Here is a 15,608-nt window from a genome sequence, read left to right on the forward strand (position 1 = left end):
CACCCGGGGTCTCCGCCTCCTGCCCATCACCGTCCACCACGGCTACAGACCGGGCGGCCGAGCCCACATGCCGGCACTCCCTCACCTCCGCACTGAAGGGGATCGACCACGATGACGAATACCGACCACACGCCACTCGCCAAGCCGGTGAGCCCGGGCGAGATACCGGACGCGGCGATAGCGGTGATCGATGCGGACGGGACGGTGGCGGCGTGGACGCAGGCAGCTGAACAACTTGTCGGGTACTCGGCCGCGGAAGTGGTGGGCCGATCCGCCGCGCACGTGCTGCCGCCCCCAGAGGAGACCCGAAGGGCTTCGCTGTGCGCCGAGCAGTGCCGTGCCCAAAGTGGCTGGTCCGGCACCGCCGCGGTCCGCCACCGCGACGGCCACACGCTCAAAATGTCGCTGCGGGTCTCGCTGTTGTGGGGACAGAACGCCGGCACCCGGTGGCTGGTGTCCGTGACCGACGTAGGCGCCCTGTCCTCGGGGCCTGCCGACGGACCGGTGCGGGAGTCGCTCCTTGCCCATGCACCGATCGGCATCGTCGTGTACGACCCGCAGTTGCGCTGTACCTGGGTGAACGACGCCATGGAGCATCACGACGGCATTCCCCGTGACCGGCGGTTCGGACGCCGTCTTAAGGACTCGCTGCCCGCCGTGGAGGCCGAAGCGCTCGAGGTGGTGATGCGGCAGGTGCTGCAGAGCGGTACCACGATGGTCCACGAGTTCCGGGCGTGGCCGCCGTCTGACGGGCGCCGTGAGCATGCGTTCTCGGCCTCGTTCTTCTGCCTCCAGGACGCGGACGGCGCGGCAATGGGAGTGTGCTCCATGACCGTGGACGCCACCGGGAACCGGCGGGCGCGCGAGCGCCTGGCCATCCTCAGCGAGGCGAGTACGCGCATCGGCAGCACCCTCGACGTCATGCAGACCGGGCAGGAACTGGCCGAGCTCGCCGTGCCCCTGCTGGCCGACCACGCCCTCGTCGACCTGGTGGAGTCGGTACCGTTCGGCGTGGAGCCCTCGGTGCCGATGGGCACGACGAGCGGCCGTCCCCCTCTGCTGCGACGTGCCGGTGTGGCCACCATCGATCTGGGGATCCTGGAGTTGCCGTGGGTGCGGGAAGAGGTGATCCACGCCCACCCGGACTCGGCGTTCGCCAGTGCCCTGCGCACGGGCAGGTCCCATCTGGAACCGGTGCTGGACCCCACCGGCCCATGGGCCGACCGCGAACCGGAGCGGGCGCAGAAGGTCCGCGACAGCGGCGTCCACTCCTTGATGGTCGTACCCATCCGTGCGCGGCGCAGCGTGCTGGGACTGGCGCTGTTCGGCCGCTCCGAGGAACAGACGCCGTTCCAGGAGGACGACCTGCTCCTCGCGGAAGAACTCGTCACCCGGGCCGCGCTCTGCCTGGACAATGCCCTCCAGTACGCGCGCGAGCGCACCGCGGCCCTCACCCTGCAACGCGACCTGCTTCCCCACCATGTGCGGGGCGGTGCCGCCGTCGAGGTGGCCTCGCGCTACGTGCCGGCCGACACGGATCACGGCGTGGGAGGTGACTGGTTCGACGTGATCGAGCTGTCCGGCGCGCGGGTGGCCCTGGTCGTCGGCGATGTGGTCGGACACGGCATCAACGCCGCGGCGACCATGGGCAGGCTCCGCACCGCCGTACGCACGCTCGCGGACCTCGACCTGCCGCCGGACGAACTGCTGGCGCACCTCGACGACACGGTCCGGCGGTTGAACGACGAAGACGGCGACGTCTCCGACCCGGTCCAAACGGTGGTGGGTGCCACCTGCCTGTACGCCGTCTACGACCCGGTCACCCGACGGTGCGCGCTGGCGCGGGCCGGGCATCCACCGCCCCTGGTCGTCGACGCGCAGGGCAGGGTCACGGTCCCCGACCTGCCCGCCGGGGCCCCGTTGGGCCTGGGTCTCGGCCTGGTGCCTTTCGAGTCCGTGGAACTGGACCTGCCCGAAGGAAGTGTCCTCGCCTTCTACTCCGACGGCATGATCGAGTCCCGCGTCGAGGACATCGACGTCGGCCTGCAGCGCCTCGGCGCCGCCCTGGCACAGCCCGGTGCCTCCCTGGAGGACCTGTGCTCTCGGGCGATGAAGACCTTGCCGACTCGGGCATCAGCCGACGACGTCACCTTGCTCCTCGCGCGGACCCGCGCACTGAAGCCCTCCCAGGTCGCCTCGTGGGACCTGCCGAACGAACTCGTCACCGTCCCGACAGCCCGGCACCTGGCCGCCCGTCAGCTCAGGCAATGGGGTCTGGAGCCGCTGGTGACGCCCGTGGAGTCGATCGTCAGTGAACTGGTCACCAACGCGATCCGGCACGGCGGCGGCCCGAGCCGCCTGCGGCTCATCCAGCACCGGGTCCTGACGTGTGAGGTCTCCGACACCAACACCGGCCAACCACGCCCCCGTCATCCCCGCACTCTCGACGAGCACGGCCGCGGCCTGTACCTGGTCGCGCGACTGTCGCGCAGGTGGGGTTCCCGCTCAGCAGCAGACGGCAAGGTCGTCTGGGCCGAACAAGACCTGCCCTCCACAGCCGGCGCCGTCTGAGCGCCGACAGCCGTCACAGGATCCCCTTCTCCCGTAGCCGCGGACCCTCGTAATGGAAGCCAGAGACATGGACACATCGAATGTTGCAAACGCCGACCCGGCCGACGCCTCCCAAGGCGCGACGAGCATCGTCGGCGCCGGCCCCGGCGGCAGGCTGCCCGCCTTCGACGGTCTGGCCGCAGCCGTGCTGGACGATCGTGGCACGGTGGTGGGGTGGACCGGCACGGCACAGGACCTGACCGGGTTCTGCGCCGACGAGGTCCACGGCCGCCCCGTGCAGGAACTGGTGGCCGACCTCCCGCACGACCCACGCAGGGTCACGCAATGGCCGGCCACCGGCCGGGTACGACTGCGACACCAGTGCGGCAGCACGATCGACGTCACATTCCGGACCACACGGGTCAAGGGCTCGGCGGACTTCCTCGTGCTCGCGGCGCCCACCCCTCACGTAACCGACCGCCAGCACGGCGCAGCGCTCCTGCGCGCACTGTCCGCGCAGAACCGGATCACGATCGCCCTGCACGACACGGATCTCACCACCGTGCAGACAAACGCCATGCCGGACACTCCCGACGGCCGTCCCATACAGCCCGGCGCCCGACTGGGCGACGTGCTGTGCGCCGAGGACGCCGAGAGTATCGAGGCGGTACTGCGGCAGGTGCTCGAGACGGGCGTCCCGGTGATCCACAGGAACCAGCGAGTGAGCTGGCGGCATCATCAGGCGCGGCGGCACGCGCTGTCGCTGTCCGCCTTCCGCCTGGAGGACGCGCGAGGACGCCCCGCCGGGGTCGCAGCCCTGTACATAGACGACACCGACCAACTGCGTGCCCGCCGACAACTGGATCTCGCCCAAGAGGTTGCCGAGCGCGTGGGAGGGTCCCTGGACGTCGTGCGGACCGCGCAGGATCTCGCGGACGTCCTTGTACCCACCTTCGGTGATCTCGCCGCAGTCGACCTTGCGCACGCCGTCTTCGACGGTGACGAACCCGTTGAGCGCCTGGGCGGAGGAGATCTGCATCTGCGCATCGCGGCCCTGGCGCCGACCACCGCGGCCTGGCCGCCCGGCATCCAGCGCGGCAACCTCGTCCCACCCCTGTCCGGCCACCCCCTCCTGCTCCGCTTCCAGCACGGCGAGACGGTCGTCTACGGCCGGGACGACTACATCGCCCTGATCGGCGGCTCACAGTGGGTCGAGGAGTTCCTCCCGCAGGACACCCACGCGGTAATGGTGGCACCGCTGCACGCCCACGGCCTCACCCTCGGCGCGATCGTCGTCCGGCGCACCGGCCCATCCGATCCGTTCACCGAGGACGAGGTGGATCTCATGAGGCAGATCGCCTCACGGGGAGCACTCGCCATCGACAACGCCCGCCGCTACACACGCGAGCACAGAGCGGCCATGGCCCTACAGCAAAGACTCCTTCCCCCGCCCACGACCGACACTCCGGCAGCCGAGACCGCCGGCGTCTACCTGCCCACAGGCCGTGGGGCGGGCACGAGCGGCGACTGGTACGACGCCATCCCCCTGCCCTCTCTCCGGCTGGCCCTCGTCGCCGGAGACGTGATCGGCCACGGCATACCCGCAAGCGCCACCATGGGCCGTCTGCGCGCCGCCATCCAGACCCTCGCCGACCTCGAACTGGAGCCGGACGAGTTGCTCACCCGGATCGCCGACCTGGTCCAGCGCCTCGCGGCGGAAGCTCCACCCGGCGACCACGACGTCATGGGCGCCACCTGCTTGTACGCGGTCTACGACCCGGTGACCCGACGCTGTGCCATGGCCAGTGCAGGGCACCCGTCGCCCGTGCTCGTACGGCCCGACGGGTCGACTCAAGCCGTCGACGTTTCCCCAGGGCCGCCCCTCGCCGTCTGCGGCATGCCGTACGAGACAACCACGATCGACCTCGAGCCGGGCAGCGTCCTCGCGCTCTACACCGACGGCCTGGTCCACCGCGGCGCGCACGACGGCGACGACGGGCTCCGGCGGCTGACCGATGCCCTCGCCACCTCCTGCCGCCCGGACCGTGCCCTGGACGAGACCGGCATGGCCCTCCTCGACGCCCTGGTGGACGAAGCACCACGTGACGACGCGACCCTGCTGCTGGCACGTACCCGCGCCGTGCCGGCCGAGGACACCGCTCACTGGCAGATACCGGCCGATCCGGCTGCTGTCTCGGATGCCCGGGCATGGGCGACCCGCCAACTCACCGCGTGGGGGTTGGACGACCTCATCTTCCCCACCGAACTCATCGTCAGTGAACTGGTCACCAACGCGATCCGCTACGGCCGTCCGCCGGCGGATCTGCGACTGATCCGCCACGATGCACTGGTCTGTGAGGTCACCGACGCCAACACCGCCCAACCCCGTCTGCGCCGCGCTCGCACCACCGACGAGGGCGGACGCGGCCTGTTCCTCGTCGCCCAACTCGCCGAGCGCTGGGGCTGCCGCCATGGCCAGAACCACAAGACCATCTGGTCCGAACAGCCCATCGCGCGCGCCAACTGATCACGCCCTGTGTCCATCACACTCGGGTCGCGCAACTCGCTCAGCGACTCCGGTAGGCGCCGCCGGAACTACCACGGGCGACTCCACGCTGCCGACATCCAGTCGTCGTTGACGCCGGACCGCCACAACTGGGTGTGGTGGAACACCGGGCGCCCTACCGGATAGCCCTCCTGCCTACATGTGGGGTTCTGCAGCCTGCGCGATTCACTTGCGGTGGTGCCCAAGCCTTTATCGGGAAAGCGAAAGTGCCTTGTCGCCGCCCAACTGGACTTCGCGGAAGACCGCCTACAAGGCCCTACGACTTGTCCCGAAGAGGAGCCCCGGCTCGTACCCGACATCCGACTTTCGCGTGCCCGGGGGTCGGATACGGGTCCTGACCGACGATCAGGACCTGTACGTCGTCGAACGGCTGCTGGAAGGCCCGCAGGACGTTGGGCCCGGCGGGCAGGTAGGTGCGTCCCGCGACGATCTCCGCGCGCAGGAAGTCACCCATCCCGGCGATCCGTTCCGCGACGGGTTCGAGGACCTTCGCCCAGCCCGGTTCGACGATTTCATGCAAGGGTCGTGGTGCCGCGGACGTCACCCCACTGCCGCACACGGCCCGGTGATCAACCGATGGCCGATGCCCGGCGGCGATGCCCCTGCGGCCCACCCCGCCCGTGTCAGCCGATCACCGCCGCCCGCACGCACAGCACGTCCGGCAGATGCGACGCCAGCTGCTGCCAGCTGTCGCCGTCGTCGGCCGAGGCGAACACCTCGCCGTTGCGGTTGCCGAAGTAGACACCCGCCGGGTCGGCGTCGTCGGTGCACAGGGCGTCCCGCAGCACCGTGCCGTAGTGGTCCTCCTCGGGCAGACCCTTGGACAGCGGCTCCCAGGTCCGGCCCGCGTCCGCGGTGCGGAAGACCCGGCAGCGGTGCTCGGCGGGCACCCGGTCCGCGTCGGCGTTGATCGGGAACACGTACGCCGTGTCGGCCCGGCGCGGATGGGTGGCCACCGCGAAGCCGAACGTGGACGGCAGATCCGTGCCGATGTCGGTCCAGTGCGCGCCCGCGTCGTCGCTTCTGTACACCCCCCAGTGGTTCTGCAGATACAGCCGGTCCGGGTCGCCCGCGTCCTTGGCGATCTTGTGCACGCACTGGCCGAACTCCGGGTTCGGGTCCGGCAGGAAGACCGCGGACACGCCGGAGTTGGACGGCGCCCAGCTCGCACCGCCGTCGGCGGAGCGGAACACCCCGGCCGTGGAGACGGCCACGGTCACCGCACGGGGATCGCGGGCGTCGGTGACCACGGTGTGCAGGCCCTCACCGCCGCCGCCCGGGACCCACCGTGAGCGCGTCGGATGCTCCCACAGCGGCCGGACCAGTTCGAAGCTCTCGCCGCGGTCCTCCGAGCGGTACAGTGCCGCCGGTTCCGTGCCCGCGTACACCACGCCGGGCTCCGCGGCGGCCGGGTGCAGCTGCCAGACGCGCTCCAGGGAGGCGCCGGTGTCCTGGGGGAACTTGACTGCCGGCTGCGGCGGTTCGGTCCAGGTGCGGCCGAGGTCGTCGGAGTGGAAGACCGACGGGCCCCAGTGCGCGCTGTCGCCGCCCGCCAGCAGCCGCGGCCGGTCCTCCCGGGTGTCGATGGCGACCGAGTAGACCGCCTGCGCGTTGAAATACGGACTGTCGTCGAACTCCCAGGTGCCGCCCCTGCGCCGCCCGATGAACAGGCCTTTGCGGGTGCCCACCGCCAGCAGTACTTCGGTCATGCCGATCACCTCCGGGACGCCTTCGTCCAGGTAGTCGTGAGACAGGTAGTCGTCAGTTATCGGCCAGTGTGCACCCCACCACTGACAGTCTCCCCAGGTGTGCACGTTTCCGCAGGTCACTGCGGTGTCGTCGGCCTGTGACGAAGATCGGCCAGGGCCCGTTGCGGTATGCGACTGCGCGAGAGGGGCGTCTCGTGCGACCGTCGGGGAGACGGCTCGTCGTGAGCAACGGAGCGATCTCCCGCGTATGGGAGGGCGGTCCGGCCGGTCGGTGCGCTCGTGAGGAGGATGCCTTTGAAGGCGTTCCGTGGTCCGAAGGTGTGGCTGTGGCGCTGGCGGCGCAACCCGCTCAAACGCCGGGCCGACGTGGTGGAGGCCTGGGTGCTGCTCGGCGCCTGGCTGCTGACCGTTCTGGCGGGGGTCTCGGCAGGCCTCGTGGCGGCCGGGACGGTGGAGGACGGACTCGCGCGAGAGCGGGCGGCCTGGCGTCCCGTCGTCGCCCATGTGATGGGACGGGCCCCCGGAACCTCCCCCACGCACCGTCACGCCTCCGCCGGTGAACGCGTCTGGGCCAAGGTGGGCTGGACCACGGCCGACGGCTCCGCCCACACCGGTCAGGTCCGGGTGCAGCCCGGCAGCAGGTCGGGCGCGCCGGTCACGGTCTGGACCGACCCCCAGGGCCGGCTCGTCGACCGTCCCGCCTCCGCCGCAGAGGCCGCCTTCCGGGGCACCCTGATCGGCTGCCTCGTGGGCGTGAGCGCGGCGGCCGTCCCCTTCGTCGGCGGCCTCGCCCTGCGCGGCCGTCTGGAACGCCGCCGCATGCACGCCTGGGACACGGAGTGGGCGCGGCTCGGACCCCAGTGGGGACGGATGGTCTGACCACGGCCGGCGGCCTCGGGCCCCTGGTCCGGCTGGGGACCGGGGGCGCCCGGAGGACTGTCAGTCTCGTTGCCCGGCCGACGCGTTGTCAGGATCGGGTGTCTTTCCCGAATCGAGGCACGGACCAGGGAGGCCTGGTCGCCGAGGCCTGCCGAGCAGCGACACGGCGGGGACCGGCGTCGCCCGTGCCGCCGACAAGGCCGTCACGGACGAGTTCCACCACAACTCGCCGTGGAATTCGCCGCGTTGGGGCATCGTCGCCTTCGAGTCGGACGGCTCCGATCCACGCACTCGCGCGATCGGGAGAGTGTCTGCCCCCAATCCACTAGCACCCCGCCAGCACCTCCCGGCACGCGCTCAGCAGTGCCTCGTCCTCCGGTATGCCCTGTCCGCCGCTTCCGGCCACAGGGGCCAGGTGGCGGCGCGGAGCGGATAGTTCCGCTTCTGCCAGGCGCCGAAGCGGCGCGGCGGCCGGACCCATCGCGGTCAGGCACCGGGCGATCGGGCGGCGGCTGTGCGGGTCCTCGGCCCAGGCCTCCCGGAACACCGGCAGGACCGGCTCGGGATCCGCGTCGATGCGCCACAGCGCGCACGCGGCCGGCACCCGCTCCCGCACGGACCGCGACCGGGCCATGCGGCGCAGCGCGGGCAGCGCGGCGCGCGCGGCGGGCCCCAGACGGCCGAGCTGAACGGCGGCCAGGCGCCGGCCCGCCGGATCACCCTGGGTCAACTCCCGCAGCAGCACCGGGAGTACGGCGGAGGCGTCCTGTTGCGCCGACCAGAGCGCACCGGCGGCCGCGGAGGCATGCCGGGTGCCCAGGAGCACGCGGAGGGCCGGTACCGCCCGCGCGGTGGCGCCCAGCACCTCCAGCGTTGCGATGACCTGGCCCGCGACCGCGTCGTCCCGCGCCCCCGGTCCGCCGGGGCAGCCCGACAGCAGCCGCAGCATCTCCGGAACGGCGTCCTCGTCCCCGACGGCGCCGACCGCCGCCAGCAGCGGGGCGGCGAGCCGGGCGGCGGAGGGAGAGGCCGGGGGAATCCGGCCGAGCCGGTGCCGCACCGCGGGGGCGAGCGGGGCCGCGGCGGCGCCCAGGTGGGCCAGTGCGAACCCCAGGTCCACCGGTGCGGCAGGGCCGGCCAGCAGATGGGCCAGGGCCGGGACCGCCCGCGGATCGCCGCTCCTGGCCAGCGCCTTGAGCGGACCGCCGAGCGTGCGGGAGTCGCGCTCCACGCGGTGCGTCCACAGGTCGGGCCGCGCGCACACCAGGGTGTGCAGGTCGTCCGCGGCGGGCGCCGCCAGCACGAACAGCTCCGCCAGCACGGCGACCGCCGCGTCCCGCAACCAGTCCTGCTCCGACGCCAGTTGAGCGCCGAGCAGCCGGACCGTGCCGCCGTGGTCGCCGCGCCAGCCGCGCAGCAGCGCCGCCGCCATCCACACGCCATGGCACCGGTCCACCGGGTCCGCGCCGGTCAACTGCCCGCCGAGGAGCGCGATCCGGTCGACCACGCGGTCGCCGAGCGCGGTGTGCAGGGTGCGCAGCAGCCGGGAGCCCTCCTCGTCGGACGGGCGCAGCCGCCGTATGCGCCCGACGAGGGAGTCGGCGGCGCAGGGCTCGGGGACGCGGGCGCGGTGCGCGGAGCGCTCCCACAGCAGCCGGACCGCCGTCGGCACCAGGTCGGCGGGCAGCCGGGCGGGTGCGACGAGCGCCAACTGGCCGAGCGCGGCGAGCCGCAGCCCCGGCGCGTACGGCGGCGCGCTCTGCTCGGCCAGCAGGTCCACCGCGGCGTCGGCGTGCGCGGGGTGCCGGCGGACGAACAGGGCGAGGGCCTCCGGGAGGGCGAGCAGGACCCCGTCGTCCCGCTCGGCCCGCAGCCGCTGCCGTAACAGGTCCAGGACCCTCGTGGGCACGGCCAGGAAGTGCACGAGGGCCTGGGCGGCCGCCCGGCGCACCGCCGGGTCCCGGTCCCCTGTGAGCCGGACGAAGACCTCGGCCCCCGCGCACACGGCCTCCCGTGCGCGCGGGTCCCCGTCCACGCTCTCCGCGCCGATGCCGACCAGCAGTTCCACGATGCCGCCCCGGTCCGGCACCTCCTCGCGGGCCACGAGCGAGAGCAGGAACGGGACGCAGGCGAGCGTCGAGTCGTACACGCACCCCTGGTGGTGCAGCGCGGCGTACATCCCGTCGAGCGCGGTCGCCCGCTCGGCGGTGTCCGCGGACGCCAGCGCCCGTAACCAGTCGGGCACGTCCTCCGCGCTGCCGTACGCGTGCCGCAGCGAGGCCCAGTCGACCTCGTCGATCCCCGTGAACACGTTGTCCTCCCCAGGCGAGTGCCACCTGATCGCGAGTGTGCACCACGGCACTGACAGCGGACCGGAGTTGCGCGCTGACTGTGTGCGATTCGTCGGCTGTCACCGGCCAGGGCGCAAACCGCCCGCAGTCGCCCGCCGAGAGGAACACCGCCGCCTGGTGGAAGGGGGTCAGTTCAGGTCGGGCAGGGCCCGCTCGAGGATCGTGCCGAGGTCGGTCCCGGAGGGCAGCGTGCCGAACGCGTGCCCCCAGTCGCCGCCCAGCCGGCTCGCGCAGAAGGCGTCCGCGACCGGGTGCGGGGCGTGCCGGACCAGCAGGGAGGCCTGCAGCGCGAGCGCCATCCGCTCGACCAGCCGACGGGCGCCCACCTGGTCCGTTTCGGCCAACTGGTCCTTGAGCGCGGCCACCGTCGTGTCCAGGCGGGCGTCGGCCCCGCGGGCGAGGGCGAGTTCGGCGAACAGGGCCTCGGCGCTGTCCGGTTCACGGCCGAGGGCACGCAGCACGTCGAGGGCGTTGACGTTGCCCGAGCCCTCCCAGATCGACAGCAGCGGAGCCTCCCGGTAGTGCCGGGGCATGCCGGAGTCCTCGACATAGCCGTTGCCGCCCAGGCACTCCAGGGCCTCGGCGGTGAACGCCGGGCCCCGCTTGGTGACCCAGTACTTGCCGACGGCGGTGGCGATCCGCCGGAAGGCCCGCTCTCCGGCGTCCCCGCGCACCGCGCGGTCGGCCGCGCCGGCCAGCCGCAGCGTGAGCGTCGTCGCCGCCTCCGACTCCAGCGCCAGGTCGGCCAGGACGTTGCGCATCAGCGGCTGCTCGATCAGCCGGGCGCCGAACGCGCTGCGGTGCCGGGTGTGATGCCCCGCCTCGACCAGCGTCTTGCGCATCAGGGTCGCCGAGGACATCACACAGTCCAGCCGGGTGCAGTTGACCATCTCGATGATGGTCTTCACACCCCGGCCCTCCGGCCCGACCAGCCAGGCCACCGTCCGGTCGAACTCCGGCTCGGACGAGGCGTTGGAGCGGTTGCCGAGTTTGTCCTTCAGGCGCTGGATGCGGAAGGTGTTGCGGCTGCCGTCCGGAAGTACCCGCGGCACAAGGAAGCACGACAGACCGCCCGGGGCCTGCGCGAGCACGAGGAACACGTCGCACATCGGCGCCGACGTGAACCACTTGTGCCCGCGCAGCGTGTACACACCGGGCTCCCCGGTGGGCGTGGCCACGGTGGTGTTCGTCCGGACGTCCGACCCGCCCTGCTTCTCGGTCATGCCCATCCCCGCCAGCAGACCCGGTTTCCCGCTCGGCACCCGCAGCTCCGGGTCGTACTCCCGGCTGGTGAGCAGCGGCTCGTAGACCTTGGCCAGATCCGGCTGTGCGCGCAGCGCGGGCACGGCGGCGTACGTCATCGACGTCGGGCAGCCGTGCCCGGCCTCCGTGTGGCCCCACACCAGCCCGCCCGCGCTGCGGGCCACGTGGGCGCCGGGCCGCTCGTCCGCCCACGGGGCGCCGGCCAGGCCCTCGGCGACCGCCGTGCGCATGAGGTGGTGCCAGCTGGGATGGAACTCCACCTCGTCGACCCGGTGGCCGTAGCGGTCGTGGGTGCGCAGGACCGGCTCGTGCCGGTTCGCCAGCTCACCCCACTCCTGTGCCTCGGCGCTGCCCGCGCGCACCCCCAGGCGCCGGATGCCGTCCTCGGCCCACCCGGCGCCCTCCCGGCGCAGCCCCTCCAGCAGGGCCGGATCGTCGGAAGCGTCGTACGGGGCCAGGGGCGGGGCCTGGTTGGTGACCTCGTGCGTGGCGTACTGGGGCTGCGGCTGCGCAGGCGACTGCGCGGGAATCGAGACCATAGGGAGCATGTTGCACTCTCGCTGCGACCGTAGCAATACTGCAACAAGTAGGTGCACGTACAGTACGTGTCCATGCCCATGAACGTCTCGCCCGAGCCGGAGGAGGCAGGCCTGCGGCCGCTGTCCGCGCGGTCGGTCGTGCTGAGCCTGCTCCTCGGCGCGCACCCGGCGGAGATGCCGGTGAAGGACCTGGTCCGGCTGGTGGAGCCCTTCGGTGTCGGCGGCTCCACGCTGCGGGCGGCGCTGAGCCGGATGGTGACCGCGGGGGACCTGCGCCGCACCGACGCCGTGTACCGGCTCAGCGACCGGCTGCTGGCGCGCCAGCAGCACCAGGACGAGGGGCTTCGGCCGGGCACGCGCGCGTGGGACGGCGACTGGGAGATGGTGGTGATCACGGCGACCGGCCGCGGCCCCGCCGAACGCGCCGATCTGCGCGCCCGGTTGGCCGCGTCGCGCCTGGCGGAACTCCGCGAGGGCGTATGGCTGCGCCCGGCCAACCTCGAGCGTGCTCTGCCGGAGATGCTGAGCTCCGTCGCTCAGACGTACACCGCGCTACCCGAGGAGCCCGCGCACGAGCTGGTCGCCCGGCTCTGGCCGCTGGACGCCTGGGCGGCCACCGCGCGGACCCTGCTCGCCCGCACCGCGGCCGCCCGGACCCCGGCGGACCGGCTCACCGGGTACGCCGCTGCCGTACGCCACCTGCTCACCGACCCCGTCCTGCCATCCCGGCTCGTCCCCGCCGACTGGCCCGGGGAGGCCCTGCGCGCGGCCTATGCCGGCTATCAGCGCGAGTTGGCCGCGTCGGTGGGACGAAGGGAGCGTGCCGCATGACCGCCGTGACTCTCGTGCGTTTCCTGCGCGCCCGGTTCCAGGAGGAGGAGCGGGTGGCCCGGGACGCGATCGCCGGTGCACCAGGCGCGGTCTGGGGCGTCATGGCCGACGAGATCGAGCAGGTGCTCACGTCCTGGGACGGCAGGACCACACACACGCCCATGGTGCAGTTCGGCGGCGACGATCCCGTGCAGCTGCTCACCCATGTGGCCCGGCACGATCCGGCCCGGGTGCTGTGCGAACTCGAGGCGAAGCAGGCTCAGTTGGACGAGCACCGCATGATGGACGACGGCACGTGCCGCACCTGCCAGCAGGGCCAGCCTCCCCGTTCGCCCTGCACCACGCTGCGCCTGCTCGCCGTGCCGTACGCCGGACATCCCGGATACGACGACTCCTGGCGCCCTTAGTCCGCCGTTCGAGCGACCTCGACTCCTGGTGCCCCGGATGCCCCGACTGCCCGCGGTAGGTCACCGGATTCGCCGACCGCCGGGCCGGTCGGGAAGCCCAGGCGGAGCTGTTCCTCCGCGACGATGCGGCGCGCCATCTCGGTGTCCGACACGTCGACGGCGTCCGGCGTCGACTCCGCCACCGCGCTGCGCCGGGCATAGGCGTCGAACAGGCGGACCTTCCTGCGCAGCATCTCCACCAGCCGCTCGTCCACGCCGCCCGGAGCCAGCAGCCGGTGCACCCGGACCGGCCGTACCTGGCCCATGCGGTGGGCCCGTGCCACCGCCTGCTGTTCGACGGTGGGCTTGATCTGGGGCTCGCAGATGATCACGACGGAGGCGGCCTGGAGGTTGAGTCCGACGCCCGCCGCCTGGATCTGCGCCAGCAGCACCGCCGGACCGGACACCGCCGTGAACTCGTCGACGAGCAACTGGCGCCGCTCGGGCGGCACACTCCCGGTGAGCGGTCCTATGACGGGAGAGCCGGCCCGCGACGCGGCGTGGAGCGCGTCCTTCACCACGCCCAGGACGTCCCGGAAGTTGGAGAACACCACCACCTTGAGCCCGTTCTCGCCCGCCTCCTGCACGATCTCGCGGAGCCGGACCAGTTTGGCGGAGCTCTCCGGGCGGGCGTACGCGGCCCTGCGCATCGCCATGAAGTTGCCGGAACGCACCGCCTCACGGTACGCCTCCTCGTCCGAGGCGCTCGGTTCCTCCCACTCGTCCGTCTGCTGGAGGGCGGGCAGTTCGGCGAGGACGTCCACCTGGTTGCGGCGCAGGTAGACCGGGGCGACCGCCTTCCGGAAGGCCACGGAGCCGGGGAGTCCGGCGCCGTCGCCGATGCGCTCGGCCACGGTCTCCTCGAGCATCCGGACCAGGTTGCGGAACTCGGCGACCCGGTTCTCCATCGGTGTGCCCGTCATGAACAGGACCCGTTCGCAGTGCCCGGCCCACTGGGCCACGGCCTGGGAGCGCAGGGCCTTGGGGTTCTTCACACAGTGCGCCTCGTCCACCACCAGCATCCCGATCTCGCCCCCGCCGGGGGCCGGGAAACCGCGCAGGGCGTCGAAGGTCGTCACGGCGACGCCGCCCCGCCCCTTCCAGTGGGCGAACGCCTCGTGCCGGTCCGTCCCGTGCAGGGGCGTGACGTGGAGCGAGGTGCGTGCCTCGATCTCGCGCGTCCAGTTCACCAGGACGCTCGCCGGGCACACGACCATGAAGTGGCTCTGTCCTTCGGCGGCCAGATGCGTCAGCGCGGCCATGGCCTGGACGGTCTTGCCGAGCCCCATCTCGTCGCCGAGGATCACCTTGCGCTGCGCCAGGGCGAACCGGGCGCCGAACGCCTGGTAGCCGCGCAGCGACACGCGCAGCCCGGAGTCGTCGAGCTGCTGGCCCCGCACCCGCTCGGCGGTGCCGTCGGGCAGGAACCCCTCGGCGGCGGCCGTGTCCGGAGCGCGCCCGGAGATCTCGGCGAGCAGGCCGTAGTACTCGGCGGAGCGCAGTTCGAAGTCGACCCAGGCCGCGAGGTCGCTCGACGCACCCCGCAACAGGTCGACCGACGCCTGTGCGAGCGCCTCGGGGGTACCGGCCTCGACCGCCTCCGCCACCAGCGTGCGCAGTTCCTCGACCGCCTCCAGCGCGCGGGCCTTCCCGGCCCGCCCGGCCAGCAGCATGCTCAGCCGCCCGGCGGCGGGGCGGGCGTCGGCCAGCGGGGGGCCGAGCCGCTTCGTCAGCTCGGCGGCGGTGCCGACCGCGCGGCGCGCGTCGGGCCCCGCCTCCACCAGGACGTGCAGGGCCATGACCAGCGCCGTGGTCCGCGGTTCCGGCCGGTCGACGTCGATGTGTACGGCGACGGTGTCGTGGACGGCGTCGGACAGCTGCCGTGCGGCCGCGACGATCTGGTCCGCGGTGCGCTGACCGACTCCGGGGATCTGCCGCAAACGGTAGGGACCGGCTTCGAGCACCTGCCGGACCGTGCGCAGTCCGCTCCTGTCGACACTGCCCAGCCGCAGCCGCAGCCGCAGCCGCAGCCGCAGCCGCAGCCGCAGCCGCAGCCGCAGCCGCCCGTCCGTGGCGTCCTGCAGCCGCGCCACCGGGATGCCGTCGAGCGCCTGCTCCACCGCCGCGTCCTGGATCGGCTGCAGCGCCGCGCGGACCGCCTCGACGGCCCTGCCGTGGTCGTCGGCCAGCGCCTGTGCGGCCTCGTACAGCCGAGCCGCCCGCGCGACCGCCTCCCGCTCCCTACGCCCCATCCGCCCTCCCCTCACGCCTCATCCTTCCATCCGGGGGAGGCTCGACGGCGGGCGCCTTCCGTCGCGGAGGGGGCCTGGCGGGGGGTGCCTTCCATCCTGGATGGGGCCGGATGCGGGGGCGCTTTCCGTCCGGAGGCCTGATCGCCGGGTACCGGCACTTCGCGGTCCGCGCCCACGCCCAGGGCATCCGGGTCTGCGGCGATCCGCACGCCGTTCGGCGGC

9 protein-coding genes and 1 pseudogene are annotated in these 15,608 nt (G+C 72.8%); 5 read left to right on the forward strand and 5 right to left on the reverse strand.

Annotated elements, in window-relative coordinates; genetic code table 11:
- Positions 1–111 precede the first annotated feature (111 nt).
- Together ACWGJ5_RS20570 and ACWGJ5_RS20575 are read left to right on the forward strand one after the other, a co-directional pair.
- Positions 112–2,571 (forward strand): SpoIIE family protein phosphatase, encoded by a 2,460-nt coding sequence (locus tag ACWGJ5_RS20570; RefSeq protein ID WP_453311096.1) that lies wholly within the window; start codon positions 112–114, stop codon positions 2,569–2,571.
- A gap of 67 nt (positions 2,572–2,638) precedes the next feature.
- Positions 2,639–5,077 (forward strand): SpoIIE family protein phosphatase, encoded by a 2,439-nt coding sequence (locus ACWGJ5_RS20575; protein WP_453311097.1) that lies wholly within the window; start codon positions 2,639–2,641, stop codon positions 5,075–5,077.
- A 346-nt stretch (positions 5,078–5,423) separates the two neighbouring features.
- On the opposite strand, the pseudogene ACWGJ5_RS20580 reads toward ACWGJ5_RS20575, so the two are convergent.
- Positions 5,424–5,660, reverse strand: a pseudogene (locus ACWGJ5_RS20580) (uracil-DNA glycosylase); the annotation flags it as partial.
- Positions 5,661–5,739: 79 nt separating this feature from the next.
- Positions 5,740–6,825, reverse strand: a complete 1,086-nt coding sequence (locus tag ACWGJ5_RS20585; RefSeq protein WP_453311098.1) for a WD40/YVTN/BNR-like repeat-containing protein — start codon at positions 6,823–6,825, stop codon at positions 5,740–5,742.
- Positions 6,826–7,113: 288 nt separating this feature from the next.
- On the opposite strand from ACWGJ5_RS20585, the gene ACWGJ5_RS20590 reads away from it, so the two are divergent.
- Positions 7,114–7,704, forward strand: a complete 591-nt coding sequence (locus ACWGJ5_RS20590) for an Rv1733c family protein (protein ID WP_453311099.1) — start codon at positions 7,114–7,116, stop codon at positions 7,702–7,704.
- A 325-nt stretch (positions 7,705–8,029) separates the two neighbouring features.
- On the opposite strand, the gene ACWGJ5_RS20595 is transcribed toward ACWGJ5_RS20590, so the two are convergent.
- Positions 8,030–10,015 (reverse strand): HEAT repeat domain-containing protein, encoded by a 1,986-nt coding sequence (locus tag ACWGJ5_RS20595; protein WP_453311100.1) that lies wholly within the window; start codon positions 10,013–10,015, stop codon positions 8,030–8,032.
- A 168-nt stretch (positions 10,016–10,183) separates the two neighbouring features.
- The gene (locus ACWGJ5_RS20600; RefSeq protein WP_453311101.1) at positions 10,184–11,866 is read right to left on the reverse strand and encodes a DNA alkylation response protein; all 1,683 of its coding nucleotides are present in this window, start codon (positions 11,864–11,866) and stop codon (positions 10,184–10,186) included.
- A gap of 63 nt (positions 11,867–11,929) precedes the next feature.
- Between ACWGJ5_RS20600 and ACWGJ5_RS20605 the strand changes: the two genes are divergently transcribed.
- Both ACWGJ5_RS20605 and ACWGJ5_RS20610 read left to right on the forward strand, forming a co-directional pair.
- Entirely contained in the window at positions 11,930–12,688 is a 759-nt protein-coding gene (locus tag ACWGJ5_RS20605) for a PaaX family transcriptional regulator C-terminal domain-containing protein (protein WP_453311102.1), read from the forward strand.
- Positions 12,685–13,095, forward strand: a complete 411-nt coding sequence (locus ACWGJ5_RS20610) for a DUF6221 family protein (protein ID WP_453311103.1) — start codon at positions 12,685–12,687, stop codon at positions 13,093–13,095. Before ACWGJ5_RS20605 ends, ACWGJ5_RS20610 begins: the two co-directional genes overlap by 4 nt.
- Here ACWGJ5_RS20610 and ACWGJ5_RS20615 read toward each other — a convergent pair.
- The gene (locus tag ACWGJ5_RS20615) at positions 13,092–15,386 is read right to left on the reverse strand and encodes a DEAD/DEAH box helicase (protein ID WP_453311104.1); all 2,295 of its coding nucleotides are present in this window, start codon (positions 15,384–15,386) and stop codon (positions 13,092–13,094) included. The genes ACWGJ5_RS20610 and ACWGJ5_RS20615 overlap by 4 nt on opposite strands.
- Positions 15,387–15,608: the final 222 nt, after the last annotated feature.

The organism is Streptomyces sp. NPDC054783 (genome assembly GCF_053611725.1).

Coding starts and splice junctions, on each gene's coding strand:
- ACWGJ5_RS20570 (WP_453311096.1), top strand. CDS start 112: ATGACGAATACCGACCACACGCCACTCGCCAAGCCGGTGAGCCCGGGC.
- ACWGJ5_RS20575 (WP_453311097.1), top strand. CDS start 2,639: ATGGACACATCGAATGTTGCAAACGCCGACCCGGCCGACGCCTCCCAA.
- ACWGJ5_RS20585 (WP_453311098.1), bottom strand. CDS start 6,825: ATGACCGAAGTACTGCTGGCGGTGGGCACCCGCAAAGGCCTGTTCATC.
- ACWGJ5_RS20590 (WP_453311099.1), top strand. CDS start 7,114: ATGCCTTTGAAGGCGTTCCGTGGTCCGAAGGTGTGGCTGTGGCGCTGG.
- ACWGJ5_RS20600 (WP_453311101.1), bottom strand. CDS start 11,866: ATGCTCCCTATGGTCTCGATTCCCGCGCAGTCGCCTGCGCAGCCGCAG.
- ACWGJ5_RS20605 (WP_453311102.1), top strand. CDS start 11,930: ATGCCCATGAACGTCTCGCCCGAGCCGGAGGAGGCAGGCCTGCGGCCG.
- ACWGJ5_RS20610 (WP_453311103.1), top strand. CDS start 12,685: ATGACCGCCGTGACTCTCGTGCGTTTCCTGCGCGCCCGGTTCCAGGAG.
- ACWGJ5_RS20615 (WP_453311104.1), bottom strand. CDS start 15,386: ATGGGGCGTAGGGAGCGGGAGGCGGTCGCGCGGGCGGCTCGGCTGTAC.